Genomic DNA, 22,388 nt, shown 5'->3' with positions numbered 1-22,388 from the left:
TACAATGACCCTGAGCGGTTTTTGGTTCGCTGGTGCGCGTGTCTCTGTCGCACGACGCCGCGACATGCCGTGAACGACGGGATACGCGATACGCAGTGAACAGCGGGATACGCGCCGTGGGGTGAACGGCGGGGTACGCGACGCGCAGTGAACAGCGGGATACGCGACGCGCAGTGAACAACGGGGTACACGACGCGCAGTGAACGGTAGGGCACGCGCCGTGGGGTGAACGGCGGGGTACGCGACGCGGGGTACGCATCCGGCGGTCAACTCGTCGGGGGCGGACGGTCGGGCAGCGCCTTGACGCCATCGCCGCCCGCGTTCGTGGTGACGCCGGTGGTGGTGCCGGTTTCGATGGGACGTTGCGGGCGTTCAGGCGGCTTGCGGCATTGACGATTACTTACGGCGCTTCGCCACAGGCGGCAGGGGCGCGGGTACGGCCAGGACGCTGGCGCGCAACCGGCGGCTGGGATATATCGTTACGATCGGGCGGACATCTGCGTTCGCCCAGATTTGGCGAGGACGAGGGGCAGGCGGGAGAAGGACCTTCACCGCCATTGCTCTGGTACAGTTCCCAAAGCTGGACGCGCCGTCCGCCCAGGCGCTGGGCACGAAGGTAGAGACCGCCGCGAGGGCCTTGCTGGGGACGAGGCCGCGGTCAGGAAAATTCCCCGGGGAGTGATCGAGGCGCTGCGGACCTAGGTGGTCCGTCTGTCGGGCAAGATCAGCAAGCGGGATCCGGAGAAGGCGGAGATCGTGCGGCGGCTGCTCGCGCCCATCGAAACCTGGCGGCTGGCGGCGGCACGGGGCAAGGCGGCGGGGACGGCGCCGGGCACGGCGGAGCCAAGCCCGGTGTGGGGGCCGGCGCGGATCTCGATGCGCCGTAGGTCCAAGAGGGCGGGCGATGTCTCGAACGGACTGGACAGGCGGGGCCAAGTATCCGCGTCGCCGGCGCACTGCCAGGGTCTGCAAGCGACGGTTCACCTGCTGGTGTGCCCGAGGTTGGACCGCGCGATGTCGCGCGAACTCACGAGGGGAAGTCCTGGTCCAGGCGGCTGATCAGGTCGACCCGATCGATGCTTTGCCATGCGCTGCGCGCAGCCTCGAGATGTCGGCGCCGGGCGGCGGAGTCGGAGGCGATGACGGCGAGGCGGCGATGGGTCCATCCGATGGACAGGGGCTCCGGGATGCGCCGGTACAGAGCGAGAGCTTCCTCGTAGCGAGCATTGGCCGCGCTGGCATCGCAGTGGGCTCGCGCGATGTCTCCAAGGCGCAGGCTGCAGTTGGCCTCGCCGCGCACATCCCCCACCTGCCGGTAGAGCGGCAGCGCCTCCTGATAGAGCTCTCTCGCCTCGTCGTGCGGCGAACGCCCGAGCGCGATCTCTCCTAGGCCTGCGATGCAGTTGGCCTCACCGAGCACATCCCCCACCTGCCGGTAGAGCGGCAGCGCGACTTGGAAGCGCTCTCTCGCGTCGTCGTGCTGAGAACGTCTCAGGGCGATGTCTCCAACGCAATAAATGCAGTTGGCCTCACCGAGGACATTCCCCGCCTGCCGGTAGAGCGGCAGCGCCTCCTGGTAGAGTTCTCTCGCGTCGTCGTGCTGCGAACGCGCGAGCGCGACGTCTCCAAGGCTCTTGATGCAGTTGGCCTTGCCGAGCACAGACCCGGCCTGCCGGTAGAGCGGCAGCGCTTCCCGGTAGAGCGTCGTGGCCTCGTCGTGCTGCGAACGTCTCAGAGCGATGTCTCCAAGGCCGGCGATGCAGTTGGCCTCGCCGCGCACATCCCCCACCTGTCGGTAGAGGGGCAGCACCTCCTGATAGAGCTCCCTCGCGTCGTCGTGCTGCGAACGCGTGAGCGCGATCTCTCCAAGGCCGGCGATGCAGTTGGCCTCGCCGAGGACATCCCCCACCTGCCGGTAGAGCGGCAGCGCTCTTTGGTAGCGCTCTCTCGCTTCATCGTGCTGCGAACGTCTCAGAGCGATGTCCCCAAGGCCGGCGATGCAGTTGGCCTCACCGAGGACATCCCCCACCTGCCGGTAGAGCGGCAGCGCTCTTTGATAGCGCTCTCTCGCCTCGTCGTGCTGCGAACATCTCAGAGCAATGTCTCCTAGGCTCTTGATGCAGTTGGCCTCACCGAGGACATCCCCCACCCGCTGGTAGAGGGGTAGCGCCCTTTGGTAGCGCTCTCTCGCCTCGTCGTGCTGCGAACGCCCGAGCGCGATGTCTCCAGAGCGCAGAATACAGTTGGCCTCGCCGCGGACAGCGCCCACCTGCTGGTAGAGCGGCAGCGCTTGTTGGTAGCACGCCTTCGCTTCGTCGTGCTGCGAACGCCTCAGCGCGATATCTCCAAGGCTCATGATGCAGTTGGCCTCACCGCGCACATCCCCCACCTGCCGGTAGAGCGGCAGCGCTCTTTGGTAGCGCTCTCTCGCTTCATCGTGCTGCGAACGCCTCAGCGCGATGTCTCCAAGCCTCCCGATGCAGTTGGCCTCGCCGAGTGCATCCCCCTCCTTCTGGTAGAGCGGCAGTGCTTCCTGGTAGCGCGCCCTCGCTTCGTCGTGCTGCGAACGCTCCAGCGCGATGTCGCCGAATCGTTTGATGCAGTCGGCCTCGCCACGAACATGCCCCACCTGCCGGTAGAGCGGCAGCGCTTGTTGGTAGTGCGCCTTCGCCTCGTCGTGCTGCGAGCGCTCCAGCGCAATGTCTCCAAGACCCTGGGCGCAGAGCGATTCTCGCCGCGTGTCCCCGGCGCGCCGCGCCGCCTCCAGCGCCCGACCGAGGGGCAACGGCGCGGCGTGCCCGGAGAAGCGTGCGAACTCGGTCAGCGCCATCGCGATATCGATCCAGCGCAGGGCCTCGCCGCCGTCCAGCCCGCGCCGGATCACCGCATCCAGGTTCGCCGTCTCCGGCGTGAGCCGCGCTGCGGCCTCGGTGCCGCCGCGTCTTCCCGGCACCGGCCCGAACTGGCGCGCCAGCTCCCCGTAGTGCGCCATCGCCTGCCCGAGATCCTCGGGAACCGGCGGGTGCGCTGCCTTCACGTACGCGCGTACGGGCGAGAGCATCTTCAGCCGGCCACCTTCGAAGTAGGCCAGCCTCACGTGCGCCAGCACGCGCGCCGCCGCCGGCCCGGCGTCTGGCAGGACCGCAGCGAGATCCCGCTGCGCGATGCCGTCCGGGAGCACCGCGAGCACCGCGAGCAACCGCCGCGCTCCGGCCGTCATCTGCCGCGACATGATCGACAGCTCCAGCGAGGCATTCCAGCTCCGGAGCCGATCGCGCGCTCCGCCCTGGCGCTCCAGCACCGCCGTCCGGCGCGCCTCCCACTCCTCCTTCAGGTTGACCAGATCGTTGCCCTGCGCCGCGTGCGCGAGCAGCTCGATCGCCAGCGGAACGCCTTCCTGCAAGGCGAGGAGCGCAGAGAGCGCCGGCTTGCCCCGGTGCTCCTCGCCCGCGATCGCGCAGAACATCGCCTCGGCCTCGGCAGGCCCGACCGGCCAGAGCTCTACCGGCGAGTTCCAGGCCACGCGCCCCGGCCGGCCCGCGCCCCGCACCGAGGCGACGAGGGCCAGCTGCGGTATCGCCGCGAGCTCCGCGAGCAGCGCCTCAGTCCCGGCCTGGTCGTCGCCATTCCAGGGCGTCTCCAGGTTGTCCAGCGCAATCACCGCAGGTCCCGCGGCGAGGAACGACAGCGCCCGCTGCTGCAGATTCGGCCCGGGCGCGACGCGCAGCGTGTCGGCCAGCGATGCAGCGGCGGACGCCGCGTCCGGCGCAGTATCGAGCCGCACGAAAAAGCGCCGCTCCCCAAAGCGGGCCAGGATCTCGGGCCGGTGCAGGACCGCCAGGCTGACGGTGCTCTTGCCGATCCCGGCCGCGCCGAGGAGCAGCGCGCGCCCTGGCGGCTCACGAGAGAGCGCTGCAGCGAGCGAATCCACCACGGCGCCCCTGCCGATGCACCGCTCCTCGGGAGGCAGCCCTGCAGCGAGAGAGCGTTGCCCTCCGGCGGCCGCGCGCCGCGCGATGACACCATCGACCACGCGACGCAGGCCGCGCGCCACCTCGGTCCACGCCCGGTCCCGATCGGGAGCACCACCGATCGGCCCCTCCTTCGGCAGCGGGGCGAGCTTGCCGAACTCGGTCCAGTCCCAGGCGCAGTCCCGGACGAGCACCGGCACGACGTCCACCTCGCCCGCGGTGCGCCGGGCGAGCGCTTGGGCGGCCTCCTCGTGCATGTGGCGGTCCGAAGCGATGAAGGCAGGGGTCACCAGCAGCACGACGATCTCGGTCGCCTCGAGGTGCGCGTGCACCTGCGCCGCCGGCTGTCCTCCAGGGTCGACCTTCCCCTCGTGCCAGACCTCGATCAGCCGCTGCCGCGCGAGCGGCTTCAGGTGAGCCTCGAGCTCGGCACGTAGCGCGGCGTCTTCCGGGACAGACGAGATGAAGAGACGAACCGGCTTCGCCATGCACGTCCAGGGCTGCAGTCTGCTCCGCCGAGCTTACCGACGTCGCGGTGGGCTGGATAGCCCACGATGCCCGCCGCATCCCATGGGCGGTCGCCTGTCAGCGGGCAGCTGCAGCGCAGCAACTCCGCTCGCCGCGCCAAAGAGGCCGCAGTAGACGTCTTGGTCGATGGACCACGAGGGACGCCTGCCGGCCAAGCTCCCCTCCGCGCTGCTCCTCGCCACCGCCCTGACGCTCGCGCCGAGCACGACGAGCAGCCGCAGCGCCGCGCCGCGCATGCCCGGACCCGAGCCGCCCCGGAGCCTCGATCCCGTCGCCGTGAACCGCGATTGCGAGCGGTGCCACGCGGAGATCGCGCGCGAGTGGCGCGGGTCGAAGCACCAGCGCGCCTACGTCGACGCGCCCTTCCAGGCGGCGCTCACAAAGGAGCCGCTGCCGTTCTGCCGCGGCTGCCACGCACCGGAGGCGCGCTCTTCACGACCACCTCCACCGGAGCGGGCCGAGCTCGGCGTCGCGTGCGTCACCTGCCACGTGGTGGACGGCGCGCCGCTGGCCGCTCCCGCGCTGGTCGATGGAGACGACGGCTCCCCCTCCCCGGCTTCCCCGTCTGTTCCCCACCCGGTGCTGCGCGATCCGCGCTTCGCGTCGGCCGCGGCGTGCGGAGGGTGCCACGAGTTCGCCTTTCCAGACCACGCTTCCCGCCGCGCGCCAGAGCCGATGCAGCTCACGCTGACCGAACACGCCGCGTCGGCCTACGCCGACGTGCCCTGCGCGCGCTGCCATATGCCGCTCGCCGGACACGGGCCCTCGGCTCACCGCTCTCACGCGTTCGCGGCGTCGCGCGACCCAGAGGCCGCGCGGCGCGCGCTCCGCGTGCAGGCCGAGCGCGCCTCGCCGACCGCCGCGCGCCTCACGCTCCGCACTGCGCATGTGGGCCATGCCTTCCCCACCGGCGACCTCTTCCGGCGCCTGGAGGTGCGCGCCGAGGTCCTCGGGGAGGACTACGCCGTCATCGCGTCAGCGCGCCGCTTCCTCGCGCGCCGCTTCGCAGAGACGCCCGGACCGCTCGGCGCCCGCGCGCGCACCACGGCGTCCGACGATCGCCCTGGTGCACCCGGGCTCGCCGGGGCGCCGGTCGTCGTCGAGCTGGAGCTCGGACCCGCGGCAGCGCAGCTCCCCATCCAGTACGAGGTCGTCTATCAGCGCGTCGCGCACGCGAGCGACGGCCGCGAGGAAGACGCGATCATCGAGAGCGAAGTCTCGCTCGTTCGCGGTAGCTTGCCGAGGGACACCCCATGAAGAAGCTCGCCCTGCCGGTCCTCCTCCTCCCGCTCGCCCTCGCGGCGTGCAAGCGGGGCGACAGCGAGGCGCACCGCGATCCTGCCTCGCCAGCGCCGTCGGCCGCGCCGCCCCCGGCACAGACCGCGTCGGCATCCCCTCCGGCGTCGTCGGAGCCTGGCTCAGCCCCGCTCGCTGCGCCGCCGCCCGCGCACATCGCCGGCACCACCGTCGCGCTGCACGTCGTCGCCGAGGACGTCCGAGAGGTCGCCGAGATCGTTCCCTGGAATCAGCTGCCGTCCGATGTGCCCCGCCCGTTCTATCTCCACCCGCTGCGCGATCGCGTGCTCGTCACGTCCCATGGCACCACGATCTACGCGCTCGCGGACGGCAAGCTGACGGAGGAAGACGGCATCCCGCCGGATCGCCTGCGCCTCAGCGCCTCCACGTCGGAGCTGCCTTTCATGGCCTCGGACGTCGACATCGTATCCATCGTCGGCCGATGGCCCTCCGACGTGTGGATCCGCGTGGGCGGGCTGTTCTCGGACGGGGCGCGCCTGAACAACTTCGCCAGCGCGCTCTACCGGAAGCAGGGCGACCGGTTCGTCGAGTCGCCGCTCCCCGTCGCGGCCACGGCCTGGACGCAGGGCCGCACGCTCGTGCTGTCGGGCGACCAGTTCTCGCTCGCCCAGCCCGGCGGGGCAGATCTGCCGCGGCGGGCCGCGGGAGCGAAGTGCCCCGTCCGCGTCCAGGCCGAGGCGATGACGGCCCTGCCGGACGGCGAGGTGCTCGTGGTCGGCCGCGATTGCGACCAAAGCGACCGGCTCGCGGTCGAGCGCTGGGCGCCCGGTCGCGCCGACTCCACGGTGATCCCCCTGCCCGCCTGGGACGGCAAGCTGCTCCGCGCCATGGTGCTCGCGACCGAGCGCGATCGCTACGTCGTCGCGCGCTTCGAGGCGGCGAGCGCCCTCGCGCGCATCGACGTGGCGGAGGCCGGCGCGACCGCCGTGCCGCTCTCGCTCCCCTCGAACAGGCCGGTCACGGACGCCTCGCTCGCGACCGCCGATGGCGCGCTCTGGATCCTGCTCGGCGAAGGCGACGGGGTAGAGCTGTTCCGCCGGAACAAGGAGGGCGTCTATACGCGCGCGACGTTCCCCAAGGGCCAGGGGCTCTCGCCCACAGGGATGGCCGCTGCGAGCGCCGACGTGGTGTACCTCGCGGGCACGACGTCCAATGTGCGCTCCGTGATCCTGTCGTCTCGTCCAGGCAAGCTCTCCTTTCCCTCGGAGGAGCTGGGCGCGGGAGGTCCCGACGCGGGCGCCCCGACGGCGCCGGACGCCGGGACGCCGGACGCGGGGGCCGCGAGCGCAGCGCCGGCCGCGCTCTCCTCGAGCTGCGCGTCGCCGTTCGTGATCCTCTTCGCCGTCAGCAAGTCAGCGCCCGTGGACTACGACTATCCCGCGACGCGGGACGCGCTCTCGGGGTGGACCGACGGCTCGAAATACCGCTTCATCGAGTACAGCCATCGCGGCCAGCGCATGCTGGGCGCGAGCGCGCCGGACGCGGCCCGCGCCGAGGCGCTCGCGGCGAGACTGCGGGAGCGTGTCAAGGGGGCGTCGCCCGCCGTCGCCTGCTTCAGCCCTGCAGAGGTCCTCCGCGAGGTGAAGCTGGCGAGCGCGCCGTGAACGGGCGGCGAACGCCGCTCGAGCAGCGCACCGCCCGGTCGATCGCTCTTCAGCATCAGCCCGGCATCAGCCCGGCCAGCCGCCGTTCGATCGACAGCGGGCCGAGCAGCTCCTGCAGCATCTCATCCCTGGGCTTCGAGCTCCTTCACGTCCCGCATCGCAGCCTCCTCCGGCTTCACCCGCTGCGCGCTCACGCCTAGCGACACCGGACGGCCCTCGTGTACCATCGCGCCGGACGGCACCCGAGGCGGATCCACGACGTGTCCGACGCGTCTCATCGGACCTGATCCCATGGTCGACCCCAAGCAGCAGCCACCGTCGCCCGGCGGGGACGAGGAGAGGGTGAGCCGTACGCCGCCGCCGCCCAGGCAGCAGGACACCGCGCCTGCGACAGGCCACGCCGGTGCGCCCGGGGAGGAGCACCGTCAGGACACCACCGGCGCCGCGAGCGATCAGAGCACCGTCCGCCGCGTGCGCATCGCGGTCGCCGCCGAGACGCGCTCGCCCGCCTCGGCGGACGGAGCGACCCGCTTCGCAGGCCACGCCCCGCCGAGCTCCAAGGCCGCGCCGAGCACGCAGTTCGGCCCTTACCGGCTGCTCGGGAAGCTCGGGCAAGGAGGGATGGGCGTCGTCTACCGCGGCAGGCACGCAGAGACCGGCCAGACGGCCGCGATCAAGACCATCTTCAGCGCGAGTGAGCTCACCATCGCGAGCATCCGGCGCGAGATCTACGCGCTGGGCCGCCTCAGCCACCCCGGCATCGTGCGGATCGTGGACCAGGGCGTCTCGGAGGGGCTGCCCTGGTACGCCATGGAGCTCCTCGAAGGCCGCACCCTCCAGACCTGCATCCAGGAGCTCTGGCACGAGGTGCGATCCGCCGAGACGGCGCCGGTGAGCGCGCCCGGTTCGCAGCCCGCGAGCGCCGCCCCGCGCTCGCTGGCGCCGCGCGACGCGATCCGCCCCATGCTCACGCTGCTCCGCCGGCTCTGCGCGCCCCTCGCGTACCTCCACGGCCAGGGGCTCGTGCACCGCGATCTCAAGCCGGCCAACGTCTTCCTGCGCGACGGCGACCTGCCCGTCCTCGTGGATCTCGGCATCGCCGGGAGCTTCGGCGGCGCAGAGGGCCGCGAGGAGCTCGCGGTCGACCGGGAGGTCATGGGGACGCTCGCGTACATGGCGCCCGAGCAGATCCTGGGCAAGCTGACCGACGCGCGCTCCGATCTCTACGCGCTCGGCTGCATCCTCTACCAGTGCCTCACCGGCACCACGCCGTTCCCTGGGATCCCCGACTCGGAGCTCGGCCGGTACCACCTCAAGGCCGCGCCGCAGCCCCCCTCCACGCTCGCGCCCCATGTCCCGCCGGAGCTCGACGCGCTCGTCCTGCGGCTGCTCGCGAAGGAGCCACGCGACCGGCTGGGCTACGCGGAAGACGTGGCGCGCGCGCTCGAGGCGCTCGGCGCCGACCCGCACGATCCGGCGCCGCTGCCCCGGCCATCGCCGTACCTGTACCGGCCCCAGCTGACCGGGCGCGACGCGACGCTGCGCCGCCTGGGGCGGGAGGTCGACGCGCTCGTCGACAGGCGGCGCGGAGGCAAGGTGCTCGTGGGCGGCGAGAGCGGCGCCGGCAAGACGCGCCTCATCATGGAGGTCGCGCGCGACGCCAAGGCGCGCGGCGCCGCCGTGATGACCGGGCGCTGCGTGGCGATCGGCGCCGACGACGGCGCCGTCAAGGCCGCGCCGCTGCACCTGTTCCGGTCGTGCCTGACCGAGGCCGCCGATCGCTGCCGCGCCCTCGGGACAGCGGAGACCGAGCGCATCTTCGGCGAGCGCGGCAAGGTGCTCGAGCCCTACGAGGCATCCCTCGCCGACCTCCCCTACGCCGTGCAGCGCCCGCCGCTGCCGCCGCTCCCCGCGCAGGCCGCGCGCGCGCGGCTCTTCCGGTGCATGCGCGAGGTCCTGTTCGCCATCGCCGAGGCCGCGCCGCTCCTCCTCCTGCTCGACGATCTGCAATGGGCCGACGAGCTGTCGCTCGGCCTCCTGGCCGAGCTGTCCCCCGGCTCCCTGAAGGCCGCAGGCGTGCTCGTCCTCGGCGCCTACAGGATGGACGAGCTGCGCCCCGAGCTCGACGCGATCGCGCGCGCCCCGGAGGTCGTCGGCGTGGAGCTCGGCCGGCTCTCCCAGGCGAGCGCCGGCGCCATGGCCCGCGAGATGCTCGCGCTGCCCGAGTCGCCGAGGCACTTCGACGAGCTGCTGTTCCGGCACTCGGCCGGCAATCCGTTCTTCATCGCCGAGTACCTGCACATGGCGATCGACGCGGGGCTCCTCGCCCGCGACGCGACGGGCGCGTGGCAGACGGAGGCGCTCGAGCAGGCGATGGCGATGCCGATGCCGCGCTCGCTCGAGAGCCTGATCCGGCGGCGCCTGCTCGCCTTGCACCCGGCCAGCGCGGAGCTCGTGCAGATCGCCGCGGTGCTCGGCCGCGAGCTCGACGGCGCGCTGCTCCTCGGCACGGCCGGCATCGGCGAGGAAGCGTGGATGGAGGCGCTCCGGGAGCTCCGCGTGCGCCAGATCTTCGAGGAGGCCGGCGAGGGGCGGCTCCGCTTCGTTCACGACAAGATCCGGGAGATTGCCTACAAGCAGATCCCGGACGGGCGCCTGCGCGAGCTGCACCGGCGCGCCGCCGAGCGGATCGAGGCGACCCTCTCCGAGGGCGCCGCCGACCGCGCCCCGGTGCTCGCGCACCACTTCTCGAGGGCCGGGGTGCACGACAAGGCGATCGCGCACCTGACGGAGGCCGGCGATCGCGCGCGCTCCGTCTACGCGAACAGCGACGCGATCGCGCTCTACCGCGCGGCGATCGCCGAGGTGAGCCGGAGCGCAGAGGCGCCGGGAGCGCCGGGCGTCGACGACGACGCGCGGCGCGCGGCCCTCGAGGAGCGGATCGGCGACGTGCTCGCCATCACGGGCAAGCAGGACGACGCGCGGCGCGCCTACGTCGAGGCGCTCTCGCGGCTCGACTCGGCCGCGCGGGTGGACCGAGCCCGGCTGCACCGCAAGCGCGGCAAGACCTGGGCGACGCACCTCCAGCACGGGCAGGCGCTCGCCGCCTACGCCGAGGCCGACGCGAGCCTCGGCCCCGACGAGCCCACCGCGAGCCGCTCCGAGGCGTGGTGGCACGAGTGGATGCAGGCGAAGATCGACCGGCTCGAGGTCTACTACTTCATGGGTCAGCTCGACGCGCTGAGGGCGCAGGTGGAGGCGATCCAGCCGATGGTCGAGCGGTACGCGGGGCCCGTCCGGCAGGCGCAGTTCTTCTACGGCCTCATGCTGATGCAGATCCGCAGCGAGCGGTACCAGGTCTCGGAGCTCGCCGTGCGGCACGTCCGCTCGTACATCGCGGCCAGCGAGGCCACGGGCGATCCGCAGCTCATCGCGTCCGCGCACTTCTCGGGCGGCTTCGTCAATCTCTGGCACGGCGCGCTCGACACCGCCGAGGCCTACTTCGTGAGCTCGCTGAGCGCCGCGGAGCGGATGGGCAACGTGATCGTGCAGTCGCGCGCGCTCACCTACAGGACGATGATCCGCCGGCTGCGCCGCCAGCGCGCGGAGGTGCGGTCCATGGCGCTGCGGAGCCTGGAGGTCGCCGCGCTGGGGCACATGCGCGACTACATGGGGGCCGCCGAGGCCCACCTGGCCTGGTGCGCGTGGTCCGAGGGGGAGCCCGAGGAGGAGATCGTGCGCCGCGCCGAGGCGGCCCTGCACTCCTGGACGGAGCTGGCGACGCCGTTCCCGTTCGAGTGGACAGCGCGCCTCGTGCTCCTCGCGGTGCACCTCGATCGCGATCGCCTCGCCGCGGCCGTGGAGCAGGCCGAGGCGCTCCACGACGTGAAGCAGTACCGCTTCCCGGGCGCGCTCGATGAGCGGCTCGATCAGGTGGTCGCCGTGGCCCGCGGCGGCGGGCCGCCCGAGCTGAGCCGGGCTGCCCTCGCGGCGCTCGTCGCCTCCGCCCGGGAGCACGGTTACCTCTGACGCAGCGAGCGCGCCCGCTGCCCCTCCGTTCGGCCTATGCTGCGGGCCTGCGAGCGAGAGGAGGAGCGATGATCCTGATCGTCGGAGCAACAGGGGTTCTGGGTGCAGAAGTCTGCCGGCGTCTCCGCGAGGCCGGGCGCGCGGTGCGAGGTCTCTACCGGGAGGGATCGGACCCGGCGAAGGTGGCCCGGCTCCGGGAGATGGGGGTCGAGCTCGTGCGCGGCGATCTGAAGGACCGCGCGTCGCTCGATCGGGCGTGCCAGGGGGTCAGGGTCGTGATCGAGACGGCCAGCTCGACGCTGTCGCGGCAAGACGGCGACTCGATCGAGAGCGTGGATCGGGACGGCTCGCTCGCGCTGGTCGCCGCGGCGAAGGGGGCGTCCGTCGAGCACTTCATCTACATCTCGTTCCCGGAGATCGCCGACGAGTTCCCCTTGCAGGACGCGAAGCGCGCGGTGGAGCGGGAGCTCCGGGCGAGCGGCCTGCCCTTCACGATCCTGCAGCCTACCTACTTCATGGAGATCTGGCTGAGCCCGGCGCTCGGGTTCGACGTGGAGGCGGCCAAGGCGCGCATCTACGGCGCCGGAGACGGCCCGATCAGCTGGATCGCGCTCGGCGACGTGGCCGACGCGGCGATCGCCTGCATCGACAACCCGCGTGCGCTGGGCCGCTCCTTCGAGCTCGGTGGCCCGGAGGCGCTCAGCCACAACCAGGTGATCGCGGTGTTCGAGGCGCTGACCGGCCGCACCTTCTCCGTCGAGCGCGTCGGCGAGGCCGATCTGCGGGAGCGCCGCGCCGCGGCGCGGGACCCGAAGCGCGGCGTCGACTCGCTGGCGCAGTCGTTCGACGCGCTGATGCTCCACTGCGTGGAGGGCAAGGTCATCGACATGCGCCCGGTCCTGTCGGCGCTGCCCATCGCGCTCACGCCGCTCCGCGCCTACGCCGCGCGGTCGCTCGGGCGCCCGAGCGCGTGAGCGGTCAGCCGTCGGCCGGCGGCCTTTCGCCGCGCCGCCGGTGCTCGTACTCGCGGGCGAGGACGAGGAGCAGCTCGTCCTGATCGTCGAGCCCCAGCGCGGCCGCGTAACCGTCGAGGTAGGCCGGGAGCGGGCGGCGGGCGATCTCGGTGAAATACCACTCCAGCAGCGCTTGCCGCGTCAGGCCGAGGTCCTCGAGCGCGGGCGCCTCGACGCCCGCCGCGGAGAGGACCTGCTGCTTTCGAAAGGCCCGCGCGGCGAGCTCGCCGTAGCGGCCCGTCATGCGCAGGTGGTCGGCCAGGAGTCGCTCCACCTCGATCCCGAACACGGCCTGCGCCCACCGAAGGCGCGCCTCCCGCTGGACGAGCAGCGTGAGGCCCTCGACGTCGAGCGCCTGCTCCGTGAGCCAGGCGAGCGTGCTCTCCGGCGTGAGCAGCCCCCGCTCCCGCCGGACCTGCGCGAGGATCTCCTCGAAGAGCTCGACGGGGACCTCGACCCCGTGGCGCCGCGCCTCGCTCAGGGCGAGCGCCCGCGCGAGGGCCCCCTGCACGGCGTTGGTATAGGAGAGCGGCCCTTCCAGCCGGAGCTCGTCCAGGAGCAGCTCCGGCTGCAGCCCGCCCTGCGCGCGCCGTGATCGCGCGCCGGCCGGCTCGCCGCCCGGGCGCGGGGCCGGCGCGTCCCCGGCGCGGGCGTCCTGCGCGGCGGCCACGCTGCCACGGCCGGCGCGCCGGCACGCCTGGTCCCAGACGTCGGTATAGGCGAAGTGGTACGTCACCCTGAGCGGGCCGGGGTCGCGCGCGCGCAGCGCCGCGATCGCCTCCAGCATCGCGACGGCGTCGCGCCGCTTCTGATCCACGCGCCCGTCCGGCAAGAAGCGCCGGAGGGCGTCGAGCTCCTCGGGGCTCGCGCCGGCCGCGGCGCCCTCCGCGAGAAGCCGCGCAAAGCTGCGCTGCGCGTAGAACGTGCGCTTGGCCAGCGAGATGAGCCCCGCGGCGGTCTCCTCCCGGAGGATCGACGCCGCGACCGCGGCGGCGAGCGTGGCGCGGATGTTCACCATCGCGTCGGAGAGCGGCCGGTAGCCGTCCTCGGCGGCGGCGTGGGCGATCGCGACCTCGTCGTCGTCGGTCAGCGCGCCGCTCTGGAACGCCTCGAACACGGCGCCGACGCCGGTCATGCCGAACGGGTGGAGCTCGGCGGCCCGCAGCGCGCCCATGCTGGCGCTGCCGAAGACGTGGACGCCGTGCGCCATGGCCCAGAGGATCTCCTTGTGCCAGACCGAGGGCAGGCGTTCGAAGTAGCCATCGACGATCCCGATGGCCCACGGCTTCTCGAGCGTGGCCCGGTACACGTCGCCCTGCGCGACCGGCGGAAGGAACACGGCGCCGTCGAGCAGCGCAGCGCCGTCCGCCGCCGAGAGCGTGGGGCCTGTGAAGACGATGACGCTCACGCGGTGGCCCCGCTCCTCGCCGCAGCCGCCGCGCGTGCGGCCGCGCGCGCCCGGGCCCGGGGCCCCGGGACGAAGCCGGGGACGTCGTCGATCGACTCCAGGCCCGGGATGATCACCCGGACGACGGAGATGCCGAGCCCGGGCTTGCTCACATCGACGACGACGACGCGCTCGACGCCGGCGCGCCGGAGGCACGCGAGCTCCGCGGCGACGTCGTCGTCGAAGGTCTCGCCCTCGAGCGACGGGACGTCGTGGAAGCCGCGGAGCGGGCCGCGGACGTCGGCGATCTGCTCGCGGGCGCGCTGGATGGCGTCGGCGTGGCGCGCCCGTTCGAAGCGATCGCGGTCGCCGTCGTCGCGGGAGCCGGCGATGAACGTGAGCCGGCTCTGCGCGGCCTCGGTGAGCGCCCGGAGCAGCGCGACGCTCCGGCTCGGGTGACAGCCCATCCCCTCGGTCGCGTAGAGGCGGCGGAACGGATCGGGCGCGCGATCGACGATCAGGCAGAGGAACGCGGGGAGGCCGACGTCCGTCGTGGTCTCCCAGACGCCCACGGCGACGCCGGCGGCCTCATAGAGGTCGAGGACGTGGCGGCAGCCGGGGTCGTCGACCGTGGCGAGATCGAGCCGGGAGCCAGGGATCTCGGCCTCGCCGCCGGCGCGGAAGAGCGTGGTCGCGTCGCGCTCGACGACCTCGCAGATGCCGTGGCTCACGGCCTCGAGCAGGTGGTTGCCCGAGGCGAGGCCGTTCGAGCTCATCACGAACGAGCCGCTGCCCGCCGGCAGCGGCAGCGTGTAGTTCGTATGCACCATTTCGTAAGGCACCCACACGGCCTCATCGCGGAGGAGATCGCGCCCCTCGATCCAGAGCACCCGGTGGTGCTCGCGGGCGGCGCCGACCGAGAGGCGCGGCAGCGCGGCGACGTCGACGACGGCGGCGGCGCGCGCGAGATCCCGGTGGCTCGCGAGCCGGAGCGGCAGGTCGACGTGCTCGGCGTGGTAGGACTCGATCGACTCCATGAGGCCGGAGGCCCGCGCCGCGTCGAGCGTGAGCCCCTTGCCCTGGGAGACCGCGAGCGAGGCCGCGTTGGGCCGGCACACCATGACGACGGGCAGGCCGATGACGTCGAGGCCGGTGACGTCGGCCACCCGGGTGATGCCGAACGCGGACAGGTGCGGCGCGACGCGCGCGATGGTCTCGGCGGGCGGGACGAGCCGGTGCGTGCCCTCCCGGAACCCCTTGGCGGCGCGGGCCGCGGCCCGCTCCGACGAGGGGCCCGCTGCCGCGCTCACTTGCCCTTGTCGCCCGCGACGAGGTGCTCGATGGCCGCCTGCGCGTCCTTGGCGCTCTGCTCCGCGGCATGGAGCGTTTGCTTTGCCGCGATCAGCGCCCCGCCCGGCTCGCCGAGCTCGCGCGCCAGCGCGGCCGCCGTGGCGTGGGTGGCCGCCTGATCGGCCCACTCGGAGGCCGCCAGGAGGTCCTGCATGGGATCCGGCCCCTCCTGTCTCCACGTCGCGGGCTCGAACGGCGTCACCCGGCGCAGGCTCGCCAGGTTGACGAGGTAACAGGCCTGGTTGCCCGGCCGGGGCCGGATCCAGCCCAGCGCGACGCCCTGCTTGAGGAGCTCCATCGCCCGGTCGTAACAGTGCCCGCAGTTCTCCGCGGTCAGCTCGTTCTCTGGCCGGATGTAGTCCTCCCGGCGCAGGTAGTAGAGCTTGCCGTTGTCCGCCGCGAGGATGACGTCCTCGTACTTGTGCTCGCCCCGCGGCGCCTTGGGACAGCGCTCACCATGCTGTTGGTCGGCCATTTGGACTCCTGTTCGACAGCGCGTCTGGACCCGAGAAACCGGCCCGTGCATATCACGCTGGCGCGACGGCTTTCAACGTCCGGGAGCCATGCGGCGGGTCTGCGCGCTCGCGCGGGGCCGCGGCGAGGCGAGCGGGCCCGGCGGCGCGGGCGCAGCCGGGGAGCCCGGCGGGCCGGGAGGGCGCAGGATCAGCTGATCCCCATGGGGGCGCCGCCTTCGGCGACGAACCGATCGGCGATGTCCACGAGGAGCGCGTCCGTGGCGGGCTTGCTCTTCACGGTGACCTGCGTCTCATCGGGAAGGAGCACGAACGAACCGACCACCTTGCCGTCGAGCCGCACCTCGTGGCTGCCGCCGGGCGGAGCGGGCGCGACCTCGTAGACCTTGCCGTCACGTGCCTTGATCTTCATGCCCTAGCGGTAGCACGCAGCGGCCGCGCACGGGGTGCACCGCGCCGCAGCGCGCGAGCCCAGGCCGCCTCGGGCAAGAGCCCCTCCACCGCGGGCGGATTGCGCGGTAGGATGCGGCTGCGCGCTGAGCGCGAGGAGTGTTCACCGTGCCGAGATTCGAGTTGGTCCCGAGCCCGTCGCTCGCGTCCGCGTCGACGACGGCGCGGACGCGACCCGGGGAGAGCGTCATGACAGCGGCCTCCGCGCGCACCATCGAACCACGGACCTACGCCGCGGGCCGCCCGCTCGACGCCGATCGCTGATGCTGACGCCAGAGCCTGGCCAGCCCCACGAAGCCGGCGGCGGCGGATGGATCGTCCTCGGCGTCCTGAACGAGATCCTCCTCAAGCTCGCCAACCAGCCGGACCTGCGGTCGCTGTGGGAAGAGGTCTGCGCGAGCGCGCGCTGGATCGTCCCGTCCCAGCGGCTCTGCGTCGTGCTCGCCAATGACGGCGGCGGCGCCAGGATCGCGGCGAGGTACGAGCGCGGCACCTTCGAGTACGGGGCGCCCGAGGGCGGCGGCGTCGTCGTGGACGCCTGGATGGTCGCGGCGCTGGAGGCGCAGCGCCCCGCGTGGTTCAGAGGGCCGTGGGACGAGGCGCGCGAGGCGGATCGCGCGCGCGCGTGGCTCCTCGAGGAGGACCCCGACGTCATCTTCCATGTGCCGATCCAGGTCTACAAGAAGACCATCGGCACGATGCTCTTCGCCCTGGAAGACCAGCGCCAGATCGACCGGAAGGCGCTGGCGAGCGCGACCACGTACGCGCTCTACGTCGGGGCCACGTACACGACGCTCAAGAACTCGCTCGACCTCGCCGCCGCGAGCGCGCAGCTGCGCGAGCAGAACGACGAGCTCGAGCGGGTCCAGATCGAGCTGCGCCTGCAGCTCGACCGGGTCCGCGCGGCGCACGAGGCGATGCTCGAGATGTCGACGCCGATCATCCAGGTGTGGGACGGCGTGCTCACGCTCCCCGTCATCGGCACGATCGACAGCGCGAGGGCGGCCCGCATGATGGAAGAGGTGCTCGACGCGGTCGTCCGGCACGGCGCCCGCTTCATGATCGTGGACCTCACCGGCGCGCAGGCGACGGACACCTCGACCATCGATCATCTGCTGCGGATCTTCGCGGCGACGAGGCTGCTCGGCAGCCGGTGCATCGTCTCCGGCGTCCCGACGGCGATGGTCGGGCGCATCCTGGAGTCCGGCGGCAGCCTCGACGGGATCCCGGTGTTCAGCACGCTGAAGAGCGCGCTCGAGCACGCGGTGGGCGCGATCCGGCAGCAGGCGCAGCCGGCGCGCCGGTAGCCGCCGCAGCCGGAGGAGCGCCCGGACCGGAGCGGCGTCGACCGCGCGCCGCGCGCCGCCCGCTGTGATACGCCCGCGATCCCACACAGGAGCGTGACGGATGAAGCTCGCGATGATCGGACTCGGCAGGATGGGCGCCAACATGGCGCGCCGGCTCATGCGCGGCGGCCACGAGGTCGTCGCGTTCGATCTGAACCAGGACAGCGTGAAGCGGCTCGGCGAGGAGGGCGCGGCGACCGCGTCCTCCCTGGGCGACGCGGTGGCGCAGCTCGCGTCGCCGCGCGTGGTCTGGGTCATGCTCCCCGCGGGCGCGCCCACCGAGCGCGTCGTGGAGGAGCTCGGCGAGCAGCTCGGCGCCGGCGACGTGATCATCGACGGGGGCAACACCTACTTCAAGGACGACGTCCGCCGCGCCAAGGCGCTCGCCGCGAAGGGCATCCGCTACGTCGACGTCGGCACGAGCGGCGGCGTGTGGGGGATCGACCGCGGCTACTGCCTCATGGTCGGCGGCGCCCCCGAGGCGTTCGCCCTGGTGCAGCCGATCCTGCGGACGCTCGCGCCGGGGCCGGGGGACATCCCGCGCACGCCGGGCAGGCAGGAGGCCCAGGGCGGCGCGCAGAGCACGTCCGAGGAGGGCTACCTGCACTGCGGCCCGGTCGGCGCAGGGCACTTCGTGAAGATGGTTCACAATGGCATCGAGTACGGCCTGATGCAGGCCTACGCGGAGGGGTTCGACATCCTCAAGAACGCGGCGGTGGAGCGCCTGCCCGAGGACCACCGGTACGCGCTCGATCTCGGCGAGATCGCCGAGGTCTGGCGGCGAGGCAGCGTCGTTGGATCATGGCTGCTCGACCTCACCGCGATCGCCCTCGCCGAGAGCCCGGAGCTCGCCGGGTACAGCGGCTTCGTGCAGGACTCCGGCGAGGGCCGCTGGACCGTGATGGCGGCGATCGAGGAGGCCGTCCCCGCAGAGGTGCTGTCCTCGGCGCTCTACGCGCGCTTCCGCTCACGCCACGATCACACCTTCGCCGAGAAGGTCCTCTCCGCGATGCGGCACAAGTTCGGCGGGCACCTGGAGCGCCCCACGGGGGGCTGAGCGGCGTCCCTGCCTGCCGATCGAGCGAGGCTCCGGGAGCGCTCCCTGCGCGCCCGGGCGCGTGGCGCCGCCGAGGGAAACCTCATCCTCCTGAAGAGGCTTCATGAATAGGCGGCAAGATATTGGAATTGTTATATTTAATCCTCACGCTTAAAGGATCTCCGACGAGTCACGATCGTCGGGCTGTGCGCGCTGGCCGGCGGCGAGGAGCGCCTCGGCGAGGAGCATCGCGTCGACCGGCCAGAGCTCGGGCGGACGCCGGTGCTTCGCCCCTGCCTCGGGGAGCGGGCGACAGCTGAGCACGAGGCGGCGGAAGCGGTCCGGGACGGCGTCCCGGCCGTGCGCCGCGCCGAGCAGCGCGCCGGCGATCGCGGCGTTCGTGTCGGTGTCGCCGCCGGCCATCACCGTGTCGACGAGGCCCCGCTCGAGCGAGGGCGCGTGGAGGAGCTGGTAGAAGGCGTTCTGCAGGGCGATGAGGACCCAGCCGGCCTGGTGCGAGAAGCTCCGGGGCGGGGCGCTGCGCGCGGCCGTGAGCGCGGCGACGACCGCGCGCTCGCCGCTCCGCTCCGCCTCGTCGAGGGCGGCCGCGCAGGCGCCCTCGACGCCGGCGCCGCCCACCGCCGCGGCGATGGCCGCGACGAACGCGGCGGAGGCGGCGCAGCAGACCGGGTGGGGGTGCGTGAGCGCGCTGTCGTCGCGCGCCCAGGCCGCGGCCTCCCGCGGGCGGCCCGCGCCGAGGACGCCGAGCGGCGCCGCGCGCATCACCGAGCCGTTCGCCTCGCTGGTCAGGCTCGCGGCGGCGCGGGCGCGCTCGCGGCGCGCGCCGGGCAGCGGCGCGCCCGCGGCGGCCCTGAGCGCGGCCGCCGTGGTGTTGCCGATGTCGAACGGGCCGGAGCCGTACCAGTGCACGTAGGCGTCGAGCGCGGCCTCCGCGACGAAGCCGCGCTTGCGGACGATCGAGCGCGCGAGCATGAGCGCCATCTCGGAGTCGTCGGTCGGCTGCCCGGCCAGCGTGCCCCACGTGCCGCCGTCGGCGAGGTCGCGGACGCCGTCCGGGTAGAGCGGCGCGATCGCCTCCGCCGTGCGGAACTCGACGAGCGCGCCGAGCGCGTCGCCCGCGAGCTGGCCGAGCAGGCAGCCCTGGGCGCGCGCGAGCGTGCCAGCGCCCTCGACGAGCAGGCTGCGCGAGGGGCGCAAGAGCCCGTACGTGCCCTGGGGCGGCGGGATGCGGCCGTGGATGACGGCGTTCCACGGGCGGCGCGTGAGCTCGCGCACGACCGCGGGGGCGCCGCCGAAGAGGCGGCAGACCTCGCCGTCGCCCTGCGCGGTGTACGCGACGGGCGCGCCGTCGTCGTCGACGAGCTCGCCGCCCGCCGCGCGCACGAGCGCGTGCCCGGCGGCGTAGTCCCAGCTGCGGGGCCGGCTGAGCGAGACCGCGGCGACGCCCTCGCCGGCCGCGGCCAGGGCGAGCCGGTAGGCGAGGCTCGGGAGGGCGAGGAACCGCGCGGGGGCGACGCAGCGGGCGTTGCGGGCGGGGAGGTAATCCGCCGACTGCGAGAGCAGCACGACGGCGTAGCGATCGAGCGCGCCGCCGGCGAGCGACGACGAGACGGCAGCGCCGTTGCGCCGGATCGGCCCGGCGCCCTCGGCCCAGGCGATGAGATCGCCGTCGTCGTCGGGGTAGGCGTACGCGAAGACGACGCCGAGCACCGGGGTGCCCTCGCGGAGGAGGCCGATCGAGACCGAGGCGCCGCGGTAACCGTGCAGGAAGGACGCGGTGCCGTCGTGCGGATCGACGACCCAGCGGTGCGACGGGTCCACGCCGTCCAGGGCGCCGGTCTCCTCCCCGAGGAACGCGTACGGGGTGGCCCGGGTGAGCGCGTCGCGCAGCAGGAGCTCGACCTCCACGTCGACCTCGGCGCTCGTCCCGGCGCCGCGTGGGCCGCCCGGGCGGTGGAACTCCGCGCGGAGGAGCGCGCCCGCGCGGCGCGCCGCATCGACGGCCAGCGCGAGCTCAGCGTCGTAGCCCATGCCGTTCCCCTGGTTCCACGCGAGGCACCCTACCCCAGGTCGGCGCGCTGGCGGTGGCCGGCGTCGAGATCGCCCGGGGGAGGCGCGGCGCCGAAGCCGCGCACATCGGCGACGGCCGCGTCGACCTGCGCGACGATGGTGCGGGCGTGATCGAGGAACGCCGCGCCGGCCGGCAGGAGCCGCATGCCGCGCGCGGTGCGCTCGAACAGCTGCGCGCCGAGCTCGTCCTCCAGGCCGCGGATCTGCCGGCTGAGGGGCGGCTGCGCGATGTGGAGCCGGCGCGCAGCGCGGCCGACGTGGCCCTCCTCGGCGACGGCGATGAAGTAACGGATCTGCGAGAGGCTCACGCGGCCGATTCTAGCCCGAACCCCGCGCGCGGGGAGCCGCGCGCGAGGGCCCGAGATCAAAACGGTATTGGATGGCCGCTCGCTGCGCGCGCATACGCCTCGCATGAACGTGGACATCCTCAGGCCTCACGCGTGCGAGGCGATGCGGCGCGCAGGGCGCGCGGCGGCGGCGACGCTCTCGGCCGTCGGGGCGCGGCTCCAGCCCTTCGTGACGACGGCGGACATCGATGTGTGGGTGCGCGAGGACACGGCGCGGCGCGGCGGCCGCCCCAGTCAGCTCGGCTACAAGGGCTTCCCTGCGGCGGTGTGCACGAGCCGGAACCACGTCGTGTGCCACGGGATCCCGCGGCGCGACGAGGTGCTCCTGCCGGGCGACATCGTCAACGTCGACGTGACCACGGAGCTCGACGGCTACCACGGCGACACCTCCGCGACGTTCTTCATCGGGGAGCCGAGCCCCGAGGCGCTGCACGTGGTGGACGTCGCCAGGCGCTGCCGGGACGCGGGCATCGCGGTCGTGCGCGACGGGGCGCGGCTCGGCGACATCGGCGCGGCGATCGAGGAAATCGCGCGGGCGGAGGGGTGCGGCGTGGTCCGCGAGGTCGGCGGGCACGGCATCGGACGGAGGATGCACCTGCCGCCGCACGTCGCGCACACCGGGGTGCGCGGGGCGGGCATGCGGCTCCGCGCCGGGATGGCCATCACGATCGAGCCGATGGTCAACCTGGGCTCGCACCGCATCCGCACGCTCGATGACGGGTGGACCATGGTCACGGAGGACGGCAGCCTCTCGGCGCAGTTCGAGCACACCGTGCTCGTCACGCGGGATGGCTGCGAGATCCTGACGCTCTGACGGCCGCGCAGCGGCCTGCGCCCGCGCGCTCGCAGGCTGGGTCCTGGAGGTGGCCTCGCGCGCTCGCGCCGCGCGCGAACGCGGCGGCGTCACACCCCCTTCGTCACCCAGGCCCAGACGAACTCGCACTCCATCGGCGACGCGCCGCTCTCGTCCGTCACCGTGACGGCGACCGCCACGTCCCCTTTCGGCTGGTCCAGGAAGGACTGGCGCTGCTCGGGCGTGAGCGTCGCGACCGCGCGGAGGCTGCCTTGGGCGCGGCGTTTGTAGTCGATCTTCATGCTGCGCAGGAGCGGCAGCTTGTCGTCTGGCAGGTTGACGGCGACGACGAAGCCGGTCGCCGTCTCGGCCAGGAGCCCCGCCGCGGCGGCGTGCACCCCGCCGATGTGGTTCCGCACCCTGCGCCCGTTGGCGAGCCGCAGCGCTACCCGATCCGAGCTCACCTCGTCGAACTGGATGCCGGCGGTCCCGGTGAACGGCACCATGCGCTGGAACAGCACGGTCTGCGCGCGCGTGCGCAGGAAGGACGGGAGCGCCTGGAGCGGCGCGAGCGAGCGGGCGATGAAATTCAGCTGGGACATTAATCCTCCGAAGGACCGCGAGCTTAGCGCATGCCAGCCCGGCGCCTTGTC

General features: G+C 73.1%; 17 protein-coding genes. 8 read left to right on the top strand and 9 right to left on the bottom strand.

Annotation, left to right across the window (positions count from 1 at the left end):
* Positions 1-1,027: 1,027 nt before the first annotated feature.
* Complete coding sequence (locus tag WME79_RS20070; RefSeq protein WP_437538256.1) at positions 1,028-4,459, bottom strand: tetratricopeptide repeat protein; 3,432 nt, start codon at positions 4,457-4,459, stop codon at positions 1,028-1,030.
* 166 nt (positions 4,460-4,625) lie between these two features.
* On the opposite strand from WME79_RS20070, the gene WME79_RS20065 reads away from it, so the two are divergent.
* Complete coding sequence (locus WME79_RS20065) at positions 4,626-5,756, top strand: multiheme c-type cytochrome (protein WP_437538255.1); 1,131 nt, start codon at positions 4,626-4,628, stop codon at positions 5,754-5,756.
* Positions 5,753-7,420: a hypothetical protein gene (locus WME79_RS20060; protein ID WP_437538253.1), complete on the top strand. Its 1,668-nt coding sequence runs from the start codon at positions 5,753-5,755 to the stop codon at positions 7,418-7,420. Before WME79_RS20065 ends, WME79_RS20060 begins: the two co-directional genes overlap by 4 nt.
* Positions 7,421-7,542: 122 nt before the next feature.
* On the opposite strand, the gene WME79_RS20055 is transcribed toward WME79_RS20060, so the two are convergent.
* A complete protein-coding gene (locus WME79_RS20055) occupies positions 7,543-7,698 on the bottom strand; it encodes a hypothetical protein (RefSeq protein ID WP_437538251.1) in 156 nt (51 codons plus the stop codon).
* A 13-nt stretch (positions 7,699-7,711) separates the two neighbouring features.
* Here WME79_RS20055 and WME79_RS20050 point away from each other — a divergent pair, with 13 nt between their 5' ends.
* Positions 7,712-11,449, top strand: a complete 3,738-nt coding sequence (locus WME79_RS20050; RefSeq protein ID WP_437538249.1) for a serine/threonine-protein kinase — start codon at positions 7,712-7,714, stop codon at positions 11,447-11,449.
* Positions 11,450-11,517: 68 nt separating this feature from the next.
* Entirely contained in the window at positions 11,518-12,423 is a 906-nt protein-coding gene (locus WME79_RS20045; protein ID WP_437538247.1) for an SDR family oxidoreductase, read from the top strand.
* Between the two features lie 4 nt (positions 12,424-12,427).
* Here WME79_RS20045 and WME79_RS20040 read toward each other — a convergent pair whose 3' ends face one another.
* The 4 genes from WME79_RS20040 to WME79_RS20025 form a co-directional block, all read right to left on the bottom strand.
* Positions 12,428-13,870 carry a TfuA-like protein gene (locus WME79_RS20040; RefSeq protein WP_437538245.1) on the bottom strand — a complete coding sequence of 481 codons (1,443 nt, stop codon included), beginning with the start codon at positions 13,868-13,870 and terminating at the stop codon, positions 12,428-12,430.
* Entirely contained in the window at positions 13,867-15,159 is a 1,293-nt protein-coding gene (locus WME79_RS20035; RefSeq protein ID WP_437538243.1) for a YcaO-like family protein, read from the bottom strand. The genes WME79_RS20040 and WME79_RS20035 overlap by 4 nt, the downstream gene beginning before the upstream one ends.
* Positions 15,156-15,674, bottom strand: coding sequence for a hypothetical protein (locus tag WME79_RS20030; RefSeq protein WP_437538241.1), 519 nt, complete (start codon positions 15,672-15,674; stop codon positions 15,156-15,158). The genes WME79_RS20035 and WME79_RS20030 overlap by 4 nt, the downstream gene beginning before the upstream one ends.
* Before the next feature lie 188 nt (positions 15,675-15,862).
* Positions 15,863-16,084, bottom strand: a complete 222-nt coding sequence (locus WME79_RS20025; protein ID WP_012236178.1) for a hypothetical protein — start codon at positions 16,082-16,084, stop codon at positions 15,863-15,865.
* A gap of 146 nt (positions 16,085-16,230) precedes the next feature.
* On the opposite strand from WME79_RS20025, the gene WME79_RS20020 reads away from it, so the two are divergent.
* From WME79_RS20020 to gnd, 3 genes are all read left to right on the top strand, one after another.
* A complete protein-coding gene (locus WME79_RS20020) occupies positions 16,231-16,386 on the top strand; it encodes a hypothetical protein (protein WP_437538239.1) in 156 nt (51 codons plus the stop codon).
* A complete protein-coding gene (locus WME79_RS20015; RefSeq protein WP_437538237.1) occupies positions 16,386-17,429 on the top strand; it encodes an STAS domain-containing protein in 1,044 nt (347 codons plus the stop codon). Before WME79_RS20020 ends, WME79_RS20015 begins: the two co-directional genes overlap by 1 nt.
* 100 nt (positions 17,430-17,529) lie before the next feature.
* Positions 17,530-18,525 carry a phosphogluconate dehydrogenase (NAD(+)-dependent, decarboxylating) gene (gene gnd, locus WME79_RS20010; protein WP_437538235.1) on the top strand — a complete coding sequence of 332 codons (996 nt, stop codon included), beginning with the start codon at positions 17,530-17,532 and terminating at the stop codon, positions 18,523-18,525.
* 150 nt (positions 18,526-18,675) lie between these two features.
* Here the strand turns inward: gnd and WME79_RS20005 are convergent, their stop codons facing one another.
* Positions 18,676-20,556, bottom strand: a complete 1,881-nt coding sequence (locus WME79_RS20005) for an inositol monophosphatase family protein (protein WP_437538233.1) — start codon at positions 20,554-20,556, stop codon at positions 18,676-18,678.
* A 29-nt stretch (positions 20,557-20,585) separates the two neighbouring features.
* A complete protein-coding gene (locus WME79_RS20000; RefSeq protein ID WP_437538231.1) occupies positions 20,586-20,903 on the bottom strand; it encodes a LysR family transcriptional regulator in 318 nt (105 codons plus the stop codon).
* Positions 20,904-21,006: 103 nt separating this feature from the next.
* On the opposite strand from WME79_RS20000, the gene map reads away from it, so the two are divergent.
* Positions 21,007-21,756, top strand: a complete 750-nt coding sequence (gene map / locus WME79_RS19995; protein ID WP_437538229.1) for a type I methionyl aminopeptidase — start codon at positions 21,007-21,009, stop codon at positions 21,754-21,756.
* Positions 21,757-21,845: 89 nt separating this feature from the next.
* Here the strand turns inward: map and WME79_RS19990 are convergent, their stop codons facing one another.
* A complete protein-coding gene (locus WME79_RS19990) occupies positions 21,846-22,337 on the bottom strand; it encodes a hotdog fold domain-containing protein (protein ID WP_437538227.1) in 492 nt (163 codons plus the stop codon).
* Between the last annotated feature and the right edge of the window lie 51 nt (positions 22,338-22,388).

Origin of the sequence: Sorangium sp. So ce726, from assembly GCF_051521405.1 — a bacterium.
GTDB lineage: Bacteria > Myxococcota_A > Polyangia > Polyangiales > Polyangiaceae > Sorangium.
The sequence above is the reverse complement of the archived record's forward strand: the minus strand, read 5'-3'. Positions and strand labels throughout refer to the sequence as shown.

Bases quoted from the DNA above. Each gene is read 5' to 3' on its own strand.
- WME79_RS20065 (WP_437538255.1), top strand. From the start codon at position 4,626: ATGGACCACGAGGGACGCCTGCCGGCCAAGCTCCCCTCCGCGCTGCTC.
- WME79_RS20005 (WP_437538233.1), bottom strand. From the start codon at position 20,556: ATGGGCTACGACGCTGAGCTCGCGCTGGCCGTCGATGCGGCGCGCCGC.
- gnd (WP_437538235.1), top strand. From the start codon at position 17,530: ATGAAGCTCGCGATGATCGGACTCGGCAGGATGGGCGCCAACATGGCG.
- WME79_RS20015 (WP_437538237.1), top strand. From the start codon at position 16,386: ATGCTGACGCCAGAGCCTGGCCAGCCCCACGAAGCCGGCGGCGGCGGA.
- WME79_RS20030 (WP_437538241.1), bottom strand. From the start codon at position 15,674: ATGGCCGACCAACAGCATGGTGAGCGCTGTCCCAAGGCGCCGCGGGGC.
- map (WP_437538229.1), top strand. From the start codon at position 21,007: ATGAACGTGGACATCCTCAGGCCTCACGCGTGCGAGGCGATGCGGCGC.
- WME79_RS20055 (WP_437538251.1), bottom strand. From the start codon at position 7,698: ATGAGACGCGTCGGACACGTCGTGGATCCGCCTCGGGTGCCGTCCGGC.
- WME79_RS20060 (WP_437538253.1), top strand. From the start codon at position 5,753: ATGAAGAAGCTCGCCCTGCCGGTCCTCCTCCTCCCGCTCGCCCTCGCG.
- WME79_RS20045 (WP_437538247.1), top strand. From the start codon at position 11,518: ATGATCCTGATCGTCGGAGCAACAGGGGTTCTGGGTGCAGAAGTCTGC.
- WME79_RS19990 (WP_437538227.1), bottom strand. From the start codon at position 22,337: ATGTCCCAGCTGAATTTCATCGCCCGCTCGCTCGCGCCGCTCCAGGCG.
- WME79_RS20070 (WP_437538256.1), bottom strand. From the start codon at position 4,459: ATGGCGAAGCCGGTTCGTCTCTTCATCTCGTCTGTCCCGGAAGACGCC.
- WME79_RS20025 (WP_012236178.1), bottom strand. From the start codon at position 16,084: ATGAAGATCAAGGCACGTGACGGCAAGGTCTACGAGGTCGCGCCCGCT.
- WME79_RS20050 (WP_437538249.1), top strand. From the start codon at position 7,712: ATGGTCGACCCCAAGCAGCAGCCACCGTCGCCCGGCGGGGACGAGGAG.